Source organism: Exiguobacterium sp. ZWU0009 (assembly GCF_000798935.2).
GTDB classification, from domain to species: Bacteria; Bacillota; Bacilli; order Exiguobacteriales; family Exiguobacteriaceae; genus Exiguobacterium_A; species Exiguobacterium_A acetylicum.
The window spans coordinates 2,702,882-2,715,840 of the sequence record NZ_CP018057.1; the positions used below are offsets into that span (position 1 = coordinate 2,702,882).

At 48.3% G+C, this 12,959-nt stretch carries 12 protein-coding genes and 1 riboswitch; of the genes, 7 read left to right on the top strand and 5 right to left on the bottom strand.

Annotation, left to right across the window (positions count from 1 at the left end; all coding sequences use genetic code 11):
• Positions 1 to 164: 164 nt before the first annotated feature.
• Together L985_RS14040 and L985_RS14045 are read left to right on the top strand one after the other, a co-directional pair.
• Positions 165 to 971: an SMP-30/gluconolactonase/LRE family protein gene (locus tag L985_RS14040; RefSeq protein WP_029342597.1), complete on the top strand. Its 807-nt coding sequence runs from the start codon at positions 165 to 167 to the stop codon at positions 969 to 971.
• 126 nt (positions 972 to 1,097) lie between these two features.
• Positions 1,098 to 1,826, top strand: a complete 729-nt coding sequence (locus L985_RS14045; RefSeq protein ID WP_029342598.1) for an MBL fold metallo-hydrolase — start codon at positions 1,098 to 1,100, stop codon at positions 1,824 to 1,826.
• Between the two features lie 72 nt (positions 1,827 to 1,898).
• On the opposite strand, the gene L985_RS14050 is transcribed toward L985_RS14045, so the two are convergent.
• On the bottom strand, positions 1,899 to 3,509 hold the full coding sequence (locus L985_RS14050) for an alpha-glucosidase (RefSeq protein ID WP_047393002.1): 1,611 nt from the start codon (positions 3,507 to 3,509) through the stop codon (positions 1,899 to 1,901).
• A 148-nt stretch (positions 3,510 to 3,657) separates the two neighbouring features.
• On the opposite strand from L985_RS14050, the gene L985_RS14055 reads away from it, so the two are divergent.
• The 4 genes from L985_RS14055 (at position 3,658) to L985_RS14070 (ending at position 7,609) form a co-directional block, all read left to right on the top strand.
• Positions 3,658 to 4,845, top strand: coding sequence for an aminotransferase class I/II-fold pyridoxal phosphate-dependent enzyme (locus L985_RS14055; protein WP_047392999.1), 1,188 nt, complete (start codon positions 3,658 to 3,660; stop codon positions 4,843 to 4,845).
• Between the two features lie 62 nt (positions 4,846 to 4,907).
• Positions 4,908 to 5,013, top strand: a riboswitch (SAM riboswitch).
• Between the two features lie 84 nt (positions 5,014 to 5,097).
• Positions 5,098 to 6,111 (top strand): methionine ABC transporter ATP-binding protein, encoded by a 1,014-nt coding sequence (locus tag L985_RS14060; protein WP_029342600.1) that lies wholly within the window; start codon positions 5,098 to 5,100, stop codon positions 6,109 to 6,111.
• The gene (locus tag L985_RS14065; protein WP_023469366.1) at positions 6,101 to 6,766 is read left to right on the top strand and encodes a methionine ABC transporter permease; all 666 of its coding nucleotides are present in this window, start codon (positions 6,101 to 6,103) and stop codon (positions 6,764 to 6,766) included. The genes L985_RS14060 and L985_RS14065 overlap by 11 nt, the downstream gene beginning before the upstream one ends.
• A 27-nt stretch (positions 6,767 to 6,793) precedes the next feature.
• The gene (locus L985_RS14070) at positions 6,794 to 7,609 is read left to right on the top strand and encodes a MetQ/NlpA family ABC transporter substrate-binding protein (RefSeq protein ID WP_029342601.1); all 816 of its coding nucleotides are present in this window, start codon (positions 6,794 to 6,796) and stop codon (positions 7,607 to 7,609) included.
• Between the two features lie 59 nt (positions 7,610 to 7,668).
• Here the strand turns inward: L985_RS14070 and L985_RS14075 are convergent, their stop codons facing one another.
• Together L985_RS14075 and L985_RS14080 are read right to left on the bottom strand one after the other, a co-directional pair.
• Positions 7,669 to 8,169, bottom strand: a complete 501-nt coding sequence (locus L985_RS14075) for a GNAT family N-acetyltransferase (protein WP_047392995.1) — start codon at positions 8,167 to 8,169, stop codon at positions 7,669 to 7,671.
• 86 nt (positions 8,170 to 8,255) lie between these two features.
• Positions 8,256 to 9,134 carry a CAP domain-containing protein gene (locus tag L985_RS14080; protein ID WP_047392992.1) on the bottom strand — a complete coding sequence of 293 codons (879 nt, stop codon included), beginning with the start codon at positions 9,132 to 9,134 and terminating at the stop codon, positions 8,256 to 8,258.
• Positions 9,135 to 9,482: 348 nt separating this feature from the next.
• On the opposite strand from L985_RS14080, the gene L985_RS14090 reads away from it, so the two are divergent.
• The gene (locus L985_RS14090; protein ID WP_029342605.1) at positions 9,483 to 9,839 is read left to right on the top strand and encodes a hypothetical protein; all 357 of its coding nucleotides are present in this window, start codon (positions 9,483 to 9,485) and stop codon (positions 9,837 to 9,839) included.
• A gap of 15 nt (positions 9,840 to 9,854) precedes the next feature.
• Here the strand turns inward: L985_RS14090 and L985_RS14095 are convergent, their stop codons facing one another.
• Positions 9,855 to 12,602 (bottom strand): chitobiase/beta-hexosaminidase C-terminal domain-containing protein, encoded by a 2,748-nt coding sequence (locus L985_RS14095; RefSeq protein ID WP_047392987.1) that lies wholly within the window; start codon positions 12,600 to 12,602, stop codon positions 9,855 to 9,857.
• A 129-nt stretch (positions 12,603 to 12,731) separates the two neighbouring features.
• The gene (locus L985_RS14100) at positions 12,732 to 12,911 is read right to left on the bottom strand and encodes a DUF2188 domain-containing protein (RefSeq protein ID WP_029342607.1); all 180 of its coding nucleotides are present in this window, start codon (positions 12,909 to 12,911) and stop codon (positions 12,732 to 12,734) included.
• Between the last annotated feature and the right edge of the window lie 48 nt (positions 12,912 to 12,959).

The following is a 12,959-nucleotide window of genomic DNA, read 5'->3' on the forward strand; positions in this document are numbered from 1 at the left end:
ACGCTCGTAGGATAGTCTGCTTTGATAGCAGGCTATTTTTTTTAGACGTTTATTTAGTATACCAGCTGTTTGATCCAGGTTTGATTGCGCGTCAAAACAGGTATACTAAATTGTTATTATCTGGACTGCTCGTAAAAGGTGTCCACTTAGGAGGAAGAGTACTTATGACCGTTTCCCTATTCATTGATGTCGCATGTAAGACAGGCGAATCTCCTGTTTACGACGCAAAAACAAAGCGCTTTTATTTCGTTGATATTCCGAATCAACTTCTTTTTTCATATGACCTCGTCACAGAAGCGCTCAAACCGTATACGTTACCAAGCGCCATCACATCGATTGCCTTGACCGATGCACCGGATTTATTACGTGTCACGGCTGAACACGGATTCGGAACGTTTGATCTCAAAGAAGGACACTTGTCTCTTGAGCATCAACTGTCGTTACCCGATTCCGACCGAATGAACGACGGAAAGCTTGATCCGACCGGACAATATGTTGCCGGTAGCATTAATGAAGAAGACGGCAAGACCGCTGGATTGTTCCGTCTGCGTCACGATGGTTCCATCGATGTCTTGCACGAAGACTTAACGAACTCGAATGGACTCGTCTGGTCAGAAGATGGCAAGACGCTCTATCACATCGATACACCGACGAAAAAAGTCTATGCCTTTGACTACGCTCCAGACGCACCACTTTCGAATAAGCGTGTCGCCGTTGACCTTGAAGAGGAAGAAGGGTTCCCGGATGGTATGACGAAGGACGCGGAAGGTCACGCTTGGATCGCACATTATGCTGGATCATGCATCACCCGGTGGGATCTTGCGACAGGCGAAAAATTGGATCATGTCGACTTCCCAGTCGCAAATCCGACGTGTCCGATTTTCTATGAAGATCGATTGCTCGTCACGACCGCTGCTAATGGAGATGATGCACCACACGCTGGTGCCGTCTTCGCCGTAACATTTGAATAATTCGTAGAGGAGGGATCATCTTTTTAGAGGTGATGCCTCTTTTTCCACACAATTCGTCTAGACGCATCTAAAAAAACAGACGATACTAAAGAAGAAGACTATTCATTTTTTGAAGGAGTGAAGCCGATGCGTGTCACGACAATCGAACGTTTACACCAATTGCAGACGACCCCATCCTTTTTCCCGGTCAACTGCTACCTGTTTGAAGAAGTAGACAGTTTAACATTGATTGATGCCGGACTCGGAATCAACGCAAAGGCGCTCTATCACTACATTCGACAGCAAGAGAAACCACTCGGTGCAATCATCCTGACTCATGCGCACGCCGATCATGTCGGCTCACTTGATTTCCTGGCGAACGCCTTCCCACTCGCTGAAGTCTGTATCAGTTACCGAGATGCTGCATTGCTCAGCGGGGATGAGACGCTACGAGAAGGTGAAACGACACCCTTAAAAGGGGGCATTCCGAAAAACATCAAAACGCGACCGGATCGATTACTCGAGAGTGGTCAACAAGTCGGTAGTCTCAGTGTCATCGCCTCACCCGGCCATACACCTGGCTCAATCTCGCTTTGGCATGAAGGAAGCCGGACCTTGATCGCTGGAGATGCTTTTCAGACGCAAGGTGGACTTGCCGTCTCCGGTGATGTCCGTTGGCAATTCCCGTTCCCCGCACTCGCGACATGGGATCCGGACGTTGCCCTTCGCTCAGCTGATCAACTGACGGAACTGTCTCCAGATATTCTTGCCGTCGGACACGGTCCCCTCATTCTCGGACCGAGTTACGAGATGCGACAAGCCGTCGATCGATTCACTCAGGTCTTACAGACGAAAAAATCATCACCTTTCAAATAATATACGCATATGAAAAACATCCGCGAACGTGTTCCTGATATGTCGCGGATGTTTTTTCGTTCAACAGACGACTCACTTCTGTTCTGTAACAGTATAACGGTAGACGCGTGCTTCATAGGGACGCAAGATATCCGGGCTATCCGGATAGTTTGATACGAGCAATTTTTCATGTGGTAAAACGAGGGCAGTCTGCATCGGTTCATCATGCACGTTGAGGACGATCCGCCAGACCTCTCCCTCTAGTTCCCGCTCATAGATATAGAGATATGGATCATGGAGTGCTAAGTCTCGGTACGTACCGTAGACCATAATCGGATGATCCTTTCGCATCTGAATCAACGATCGGTAAAAAGCAAGCACGGACGATGGATCGGCTTCTGCCTGCGCGACATTGATGTCTGTATAATTCGGATTGACCGCTAACCATGGTTTCCCACTCGTAAAACCGGCTTCATGCGTGTCGTTCCACTGCATCGGCGTGCGGGAGTTATCGCGGGCGAGTAACTGCATCGATGAGAGTACGACCTCCGGGTCCTCTCCACCAGCAACGCGTTCTTCGTATCGATTGCGAAAGGCGACGTCTTGATAGAGCGATGGATCTGAGAAACGAATCCCCGTCATGCCGATTTCTTCTCCTTGGTACACGTACGGAATGCCAGGTAACGTATGCAACATCAAACCGAGTAATTTCGCACTCTCGACCCGGTACCGTTCACTGCCGAATCGCGTCACTTGTCGCGTATGATCATGGTTGTTGAGGAACTGTGAATTGACACCTAGTGGGTATAAGACGTCGTACCAGCGTTTCTGAATTTCCTTGAATCGTAAGAGATCCATTGCCTCCATGTCGTCCGCGATTTCGAAGTGAAACAGCGTCCGAAGTTCTTCTCGTTCTTCACTGACATATAACAGACCGTCTTCCGGACCAACGAACGGAATCTCACCGACTGTGAATAAATCTTTTCCCGCAAGGACGTTCGCATGCATCTCCTGCAGGAAGTCATGCACGCCTGGCTGATTTCCAAGGTACGATAGATCAAACGGATTGGCGACATCCTCGAACGACCGTTTTTTGATCAAGTTGATGACATCCATCCGGAAGCCGTCAATCCCTTGAGCGATCCACCAGTTCATCATATCGTAGATCGCTTGCCTCACAGCTGGGTGCTCCCAGTTTAAGTCTGGCTGTTCTTTTGCGAAGGAATGAAAATAATACTGCCCGCGCTCTTCACTCCACGTCCACGGGCTTGGCGCAAAGTAGGAGCGCCAATTGTTTGGAGGCGTATCTTTCGTGCCATCCTGCCAGATATACCAGTCTTCCTTATCGTTGATCCGCTCCCGCGACTGACGGAACCAGTCATGCTGGTCACTTGTATGGTTCACGACTAAATCGAGAATGACCTTCAATCCACGGGCATGAGCGGTCGTGATCAACTCCTGTAGATCTCCCATCGTTCCGGCTTTTTCCATGATCCCGTAATAATCGGCAATATCATAACCGTTATCGACGTCCGGTGAACGATAACATGGATTCAACCAGACGACATCGACACCTAGTGAAGCGATGTAATCAAGCTTGTCGATGACACCTCGCAAATCACCGATCCCATCCCCGTTCGAATCTTTAAAGCTACGCCAGTAGACTTGATAGACGACCGCCTCTTTCCAGTTAGCTCGCTTCATCTCCTCACTCCTCTCCCTACTCTTTATTCCCGCTCCACTTATCTGTACCTGTTTATCCGACAATTTTTTTGAATTTCGAAAAAGTTCTTTTCTTTTGACTGAATATTCGTTATCCTTGACGACAATACCACGAAGGAGGCATTCATCCATGAAACATTTCGCTCCATCCATCGCCATTGATCGGCTTCCTGCTCCCGTTTTCGCTGAGCTCGCAAACCGAATCGGTGCTGTAAAAGCTGCCGGACACGATGTCATCACACTTGGTCAAGGAACACCCGATCAAACGACGCCCGTACATATTCTCGATGCGTTAAAACAAGCCATCGACGAGCCAACGAACCTTCAATATCCACCGTTTCGTGGCCATGATTTTCTAAAACAAGCCGTCGCCAGCTTTTATGCGACTGAATTCGGCGTCACGATCGATCCGGCAACGGAAGTCGCGATTCTCCTCGGCAGTAAAGCCGGAATCGTCGCCTTACCGCAGACGATCGTCAACCCTGGAGAAGGTGTCATCGTCCCCGATCCAGGATACCCGGATTACCTGTCTGGCGCCGCACTTGCTGGCGCATTCCCGATTACGCTTCCGTTGCTCGAGAAAAACGGTTTCTTACCCGATTACGACTTACTTGATACGACGGATGTCGAGCGTGCCCGGATGTTGTTCCTCAACTACCCGAGTAATCCGACAGGCGCTACGGCGACGGCAGAAGCCTTCGAACAGACAGTCGCTTTCGCCGATGCCCATGATATCTGTGTCGTCCATGACTTAGCATACGGCGGCATCAGTTTCGATGGTCCGACGCGAAGTTTCCTGCAAACGGAAGGTGCAAAAGACGTCGGGATCGAGCTATTCTCACTCTCAAAACGCTTCAACATGTCAGGCTTCCGGATTGCCTTCGCAATCGGAAATCCGTCCGTCATCTCAAGCATCGAGACGTATCAGGAACATCTTTACGTCAGTGCCTTCACACCGATTCAACATGCTGCGACCGTCGCTCTGACGAGTGACCAGACATGTGTCCGTGAGTTAAGTAGCTTGTATGAAACACGACGTGATGCATTGTTCGCAAAACTTGATGCGATCGGTTGGAGTGGACCACGTCCGGGCGGTTCCTTCTTCGTCTGGCTGCCTGTTCCTGAAGGTTACACGTCCCAGAGCTTCACCGATCATCTGCTTGACGAAGCACATGTCGCCGTGACGCCTGGATCATTCTTCGGCGAATACGGTGAAGGCTACGTCCGGATCAGTCTGATTGCTGATGTCGAACGATTGGAAGAGGCCGTCGACCGAATCGGAACGCTCAACCTATTCCGGACACCTGTTGCGGAATAATTCAAAAAAAATATTTGACAGATGGGAATCATTTCCGTTAAAGTAAATCCCAACAGCATAACTACTTATCGAGAGCGACCGAGGGATTAGGCCCAACGACGTCCGGCAACCACCTATCAGGAACGGTGCCACATCCTACAGAATGGATTTCATTCTGAGAGATAAGTTACGAAATCTTACACTTTCGTCGCTTTTTTCTGGTTGCTCTGCTACTAGGAAAAAGCGACTTTTTTTGTACAAGGAGATGAGCGGATGATTGAATTCAAACAGATTACAAAACGGTTCGTCCGAGACCGGACTCCGATTTTCGCATTACGAGATGTTGATTTGACGATTCAAAAAGGAGAAATCTTCGGGATCATCGGTGAATCCGGTGCCGGTAAAAGTACATTGCTTCGCCTGATCAACGGGCTCGAGCACCCGACACAAGGAACCGTCAAGGTCGACGGTGTCTCGCTCGGCGGGATGTCAAAAGCGGACTTACGTCAACTTCGTTTGCGGACAGGGATGATTTTTCAACATTTCCAATTGATCCAGTCGCGCAACGTCGCGGATAACATCGCTTTTGCACTCAAGGCTGCTGGCGTCAAACGAGCAGATTTCCCGGAGCGCATTCGCGAACTCGTCTCGCTCGTCGGACTTGAAGGATTTGAGACGAACTTCCCGAGTCAATTAAGCGGTGGGCAGAAACAGCGCGTTGGGATTGCCCGGGCACTCGCAAACAATCCGACCGTTTTGTTATGTGATGAAGCGACATCAGCTCTTGACCCGGTCACGACGCTTCAGATTCTTGATTTGTTAAAAGATTTGAATGAACGACTCGGATTGACGATCGTCCTCATCACGCATGAAATCGATGTCGTCAAACAGATTTGTCATCGTGTCGCCGTCATGTCGCAAGGGGAAGTCGTCGAAGTCGCCTCTACCTATGACTTGTTCAGCCAAGCCAAACATCCGGTGACGCAACATTATGTCGACACGGCGTTACAAATCGAGCTACCGGAACGCATCTTACAAGCGACACCGGGAAAAATCATCCGCTTGCAGTTCACAGGCGAGAAGACCGGCGAGAGTACGTTATCAGAAGCAATCCGCCGTTACGATATCTCAGTCAGCATCTTGCACGGCAAGGTCGACTACATTCAAGACGTCGCCTTCGGTGTCCTGATTGTCAGCTTGACGGGATCATCCGACCAAATCGCTCCTGCCCTCGACTGGCTCGCGACGGAACTTCACGCACTCGAGGTGATTCAGGATGTGGCTTGATCGTATTCAAACGATGTTACCTGAGCTCTTGAAGGCACTCGGCGAGACAGCATGGATGGTCGGAATTTCACTCGCCTTCGCATTGGTCGTCGGGATTCCGCTCGGGATTCTCTTGTTCGTCACCGACCGCGGATTATTTTTTCAAAACCTTGCCGTCCGACGTGTTCTTGATTTCGTCGTCAACATCGTCCGGTCGCTACCGTTCATCATCTTGCTAGTTGCCCTCATTCCGTTAACGAAGTTCTTGCTCGACAATACGATTGGTCCGACGGCAGCATCCGTCAGCCTCAGTGTCGCAGCGATTCCGTTTCTCGCGCGACTCGTCGAAACATCACTACGTGAGATTCCGCCCGGTTTGATTGAAGCAGCGGAAGCGTGCGGGGCAAAACCATTACGAATCATCGTCAGCGTCCTTTTACCGGAAGCACTTCCCGGCATCATTCAAGGCATCACATTAACGACGATCAGTCTGATCGGCTTCTCGGCGATGGCTGGTATCGTCGGCGGCGGTGGTGTTGGTGACCTCGCGATCCGTTTCGGTTACTATCGCTACGATAATCTCATCATGATCGTGACGATCGTCGTGCTCATCGTTATCGTTCAAAGTATTCAAGCACTTGGCAATCAACTGGCGCGAAAAACAGATAAACGCTAATCATACATACAAAGGGAGAGTGGAATCATGAAAAAACGATATGCCTTTTTAGCAACAGCCTTACTCGGTGCAGGAGTCCTCGCGGGATGTGGAGACAGCAGTGCTGATGAAAAAGACAAGACGATCAAGATTGGTGCGACGAGTGGTCCGTATAGCGACATGGTCAAACAAGCGATCCAGCCACAACTCGAAAAGAAAGGCTATAAAGTCGAAATCGTCGAGTTCAGCGATTACATCCAACCGAACATCGCCCTCGGTAGCGGAAACATCGACGCCAACTTGTTCCAACACTCGATCTATCTCAAGACGTTTTCTAAAGAAAAGAACCTCGATTTAAAAGGACTCATCACGGTCCCGACAGCACCGATGGGACTATACAGCAAGACAGCGAAGACACTCGACGACGTCAAGACCGGTGCTGAAGTCGCGACGCCGAATGATCCGACGAACCAAGCACGAGCACTGAACCTCTTGGCAGAACAAGGCTGGATTGAACTTAAGCCGGATGTCGATCCACTGACCGTTTCCGAGAAAGATATCGTCAAGAATCCGAAGAAACTCGTCATCAAACCACTCGAAGCGGCTCAATTGCCACGTGCTGTCGAAAGTGTCGATATCTCAGCTGTTCCAGGGAACTTCGCGCTTGCTGCGAAATTCGACTTACTCGATGCGTTAGCGCTTGAGACGATGGACGAACAATACCGTAACCTCGTCGCTGTCCAAACGAAAGATGCGGACAAACAAGTCGCAAAAGACTTAAAAGCAGCCGTCGAATCGGACGCCTTCAATACAGTCATCGAAAAATCATTTAAAGGCTTCAGCAAGCCTGAATGGGCAAATTGATTCAAAAAACGACCGACATTCAATGAGATTACCTCTCCTTGAATGTCGGTCGTTTTGTGTTAAAACCGATACCACATCTGTTCTTCATCATGATACATATCATCGATTTTCAGCGCCCGTGGTTCAATCGCGTATGATTCAAAACCAAGTGAGCGATATAACGCTTTAGCAGCTTCATTCGTCCGGACGACCGAGAGATGGACTTGCTCAATCACAGGACGCTGCTTTAATGTACGACGTAATGCCTCTTGTACGAGTTGTCGTCCGACCTGTTGCTTTCGAGTGCGTGGCGTGACGTACATCGCAAATAGATTCGCCCGATGTTTCATCTTCACTGGCTCTAAACAGACGATGGTGACGACACCGACGAGTTCTCCTTCATGAAACGCACCGAACGTCGATACCTGTTCACTTTTGAGACGCGTTGCGTACTGTTCGACCGGTCGATCTTTTTCTGCTTCATAATCAGAACCGAATGCTTCCGGATGATTCTGCAACGCCTCTAATCGTAACGCCTTATACAGTACTGCATCTTCTGCCGTCAATTGACGTATTTCCAACTGTTCCACCTCCTACCTGTATTATAGAATGAACTAACTCATAAAAAAGAGGACGACATCGAGCGATATCGTCCTCCATTCTTCTATTAAGGTGTTCGGAAATTAATCGTGAAGTACGGTGAATCATCTCGGAATGCTACACCGACATCCGCCTGCTTGAAGCTCTTTTGAAGGATGTTATCGCGGTGTCCTTTTGAGTTCATCAAGCCCCAATGCGCCGCAAAGACATTCGGATAACCCATCGAGAGATTCTCACCGGCTCCCATGAACTTGATACCGCCTTGTTCCATTCGATCGAACGGATCGCGACCTTGTGGATCTGTATGCGAGAAGAAATTATTCTTCGCCATGTTCTCGCTGTGACCGCGTGTGACCGGCTTCAGTGCCGTGTACGGTGCTAACGGATTCAACTTATAGTCAACCCGTTCCCAGTTCATCAACCGAAGCATCAGTTTCTCATCTGTCGTTCGTAACGCATTCGAAGCCGTACCATAGAAGCCTTTTTTCTTCGCTTCGACGTCTTTTGGAATCGCAAGCGTCGCTTTGACCTTATTGCCGTCATGCTGATCGAAGAAGTACGTCACGTAATTGCCTTTCTTCTCATAGACCGCGGCATGATCCAGGTTCAACATGTAGTTTGTGTTGCCTTTACGGTAGGACTTCACTGCGGTCCAACCCTTTTTCTTCAGCGACGATTCCGTATCTTTATTAAGAACGGCACCTTGCGTCGTCACCCCGTTCTTGAAACGATACTTCCCGTAGTCCTTACCATCTTTCGTCAAGGCGACGAATTCCTCCGTTGATGTCCGTCTGACTTCCCAGTCGTATCCCGGGTACTCACTGCTATATCGATCAATCAGCTTGCCGCCGCTTTTCGGGTAATCGGCTTCTGCTTGTTCCATTGGAATGTTTTCGTAGCCGAAAAAGGCTACTGCTGCTACTCCGATGATCAACCATTTTTTCATGTCCTCGTTTCGCCTCCTTCTACTTCATTACCTTTATTTTAAAAGAAAATCATTCCTTCGAACAGTCATCGGCTCTCATTTGTCTAAATCACATCTTTCGTCCACAAATCCGACATATTTCGTGAGAACGCTCCCATTTCAAAAAAGCTTTTGTTTAAACGATTCTTGAAAGAATTTAATATACATTCTAAACTATCTTCCCCTATTGTTGAAATGTGCGAACATTCTTTTATTTCATTCTCAGCGAATTTTGATTGCTCTCCGATTATCGACTCGGTATCATTAGAATTCGTAAGCCAAACTTTCAATGCTTTTCCAAATAACAAGATGATATGAAGGAGTTGACCTATGGTTTTACTGTATTTCATTTATGAATCCATTGCTTTTTTACCGATTCAACAATACTTATTTTCCGGCTGGATGATTCTTGTCGTCTTGACCGTATCGTTTAGTTTAGCGAATGCACACGAAGATGTCCGCCTGAATCAACGGCTCGGTTTCGAGTTGCTCGTACCCGGATCAGGTATGCTTCTCTCTAAGAAATTCATTCCTGGTCTTGCTATCATCCTTTTTTTAATCTTGATCCACTTCACGTATATGTTCCGCGTCATTCCTCTACCGATTGCTTTAATTTCGACGCTCTCTATCAGCACCCTCTCACTTCTTTCGCTTTTAATTCCAGCACGCAAAAAAGCGGACCGCTAAGTCCGCTTTTTAATTTTATTGATATTTTGTTGTTTCTTTCAACTTATACTTGTTCGACAGTTCAAGCCAAACCGTTTTTCCTTTGATCGTTTTGACTTGAATGTATGGACGCCCTTGCGAAACACGGAGTGCAAGCAACTCACCTTGTTGGTCTGCATGTGTTTCACTTGCTTTATCCCAGTTGCGCCCTAGTTTCCGTTCAATGAAGATATGTTTTCCTTTTTGAACAGCACGCCAGATGCCGACTTCTGCTTTTCCTTTGACAGGTACGGCCGTCTCTGCACCTTGAATCGAGATGATCGCTGGATCGTGATCACTCGCGCTACCGTCTGCTTCCATATACTCTGAGTTGATGTTGACGATATCCGACGACGTATACGATTTCAAGTTATTCGAGATCAAGATATGGTCGAGCACTTGAGCGTTTCCGTTATAGACATACGAGTACCGCTCTGATTCCGGCAGATCGTCGACTGTGTTCCACAAGTTATCACCTTTTAAGATATCAAGTGTTTTCGAGAACTGGAAGTCGTTCAAGTCACCGAGAACGACGACGTTCGAGTCTTTGACTTCCGTCTTCAATTCAGAGACGAAGTCCTGAACGATGTTCGCAATCGCATGACGCTGGACTTCACTTTTACGCACGACCGGTTGGTTTTTACCGAAGTCAGCTTCGTCGCCACCTTTTGAGTTGAAGTGGTTGACGATGACATGGTACGAATCACCGTTAAAGAGGAATTCTGCGACGAGTGGTTTCCGTGAACTCGCGAAGTTCGGATCCGTCGGCTGGATACGACCTGGGTTTTTCGTTAACTTACCTTCTTCCACCGCAACGGCTTCTGTCGCGCTACCTTTTTCACCTGGTGCGAGCGATACACGTGCTGGATTGTAGAGGAATCCGACACGGATGTTTCCGCCTGGCTGTCCACCGTCTTTCTTATCTTCTGGTGCGATGTCTGTGTACGCATACCGGACACCTGTTTTCGCTTCGATCGCTGCAATTAATGTCTCAAATGATTTCGAAGCATCAACTGTACCGCTATCCGTCGCACCATCGTTATCCTGCATCTCTGTCAAACCGACGATGTCCGGTGTCTTGAGGAATGTCGCAATACCTTCTGAGACACGATCGACTTTTCCAGCGTCTGCTGTTGAGGCGAAGTTCTCGACGTTGTACGAAGCGACAGTCAGGCGTGATTCACCCGTTTCGATGTTCGTCGGCTGACGATCTGCTTCACGCGCAACGAGTTTCGGAAGGTCCGCTGCTTTTGAAAGTACTTTATACGCCGAATAGTTGTAGCTCATGACCCCTTCAATTGTTCCGTCGAACGTATCACCAGCTTTTGCACGGAACGACGAGCTACCCATCTCAACGAAGAGACGTTCCGGGTTGACGTTGTCCTTCGTCAAGATTGGAGTTCCGCGTTTCGTATAGACCTTATCCGCAGTCTGCGTCCGAACTGGAATCGTCCGGTTTGCTTGCGGACCTGTGACGATTGCATTCGGTAAAGCGACACGCATGCCTTCTAAGCTTTCATACAAATCAATCGCATCTTCTTCTGGGTCAAACTGAGCGAACGAGTCGTTATCAACGACTTGTGTCGGAATCAAGACACCTTCATCACCGAGAACAATACTCGCTGGTAACCCTTCGTTGAGTGCACCCTTCACAAGATTGACCGTACTGATTTCCGTGACTGCTAAGTCTGTATCGAACTTATCGCTGTAGCCGCCAAGCAACCACTCTTTGACATATCCTGTCGTCGCGACTTTTTGTCCAACAGCAGCACCGTGGTTTTTTGCATAGACGAGAATCCCTTCTGATGTCCGGCTGTCGTTATCCGGATTCGGATCCTGCATGTAGAAGTTATTCGCATCAACGACATACGTGACGACACCTGTCGTCCGGACGAGCTGGTCGGCATATGGTGATGTATGCGCAATACCTTGGATGCTGTTGATTTTCGTGATCGGTGGTGCGATGTAATACTTAAACGTCGAAACAGCTGACGTTTTACCGTCCTTGACGGCAACTGCTTGAATCGTCACTTCATCGTTGATCGTAATGGGTGATGTGTACACTGGACTGTCGACAGTCGGTGTCGTGCCATCAACCGTATAATGGATCGTTCCTTCGCCTGACAACGTTACTTGATCTCCACGTTCGACTTCACCAACCGGAGAAGCTGTAGGTGCCGCGAGAACGTCGCCCGCTTCTGTCTGATGACTGCCGAGATTCGTCAGTGTATCAACCGGGAAGCTCGTCCACTGTGATGGTTCGTACGTTTTAGCACCCGATGTGACGCCTGATTTCCGGACAAGTGTCGTATCTTTTGCGAAATCCGTCGATGAACCGAGTGGCCCGATGATATCAAGAACGACATCACCCTTTTTCAATGCAATCGGATCATTCCCGTTGAAGTTCAATGATCCCGTCGTCAATTGTGCCCTTGCTTTGATATCTGCATTCGCACTCGAGTTCGCGATGACGAACGTCTTCCCTGGATCCACTTTCCCCGATAGTGTGATTTTCGCTTCTGACGGTCCACCATTCGTATACTGAACGAGTGTATAGTCTGCTAAATCAATGATTTGCCCCGATCCATTGTATAGCTCGATTGCCTTGTTGTTGCTTGTTCCTTCTATGTATTCAGACAAGATGACGCCTTCGCCTTCTGCCCCGACAAGACCCGCTTGTGGAAGGATTCCTGCTGTTAATACTCCGGCCAATGCCCACTTTCCAAACGTACTGCCGTATTTCATGATGAGACCCCCTATTGAATTTTCTGACACTTCTTTATAATATCAGATTATATTCTCAATAGTGTATATTTTTCGTAAAAAAAGATACCATCCTTCGTAAATGAAAGGAATGGTATCGCTTACAACTTTTTATTGTTCGTCTTTGTGACTTTCGTACCATTTTTCAGCTTGCGACGTCGCAATCGGGATCGCGCGTCCTTCTTCATACCCTTCTTCTAACAGAGCGTTCGCAATCTCAATCGCTTTTTTCCGAAGTGGCGGATCAAAATTCTTGAATGACTCTGGATAATCCTTTTCGTTCCATGGCATGTCGTCACCCCCTTCTTTCAGCATTACCCAAAAAAAGGCACAAAAAAA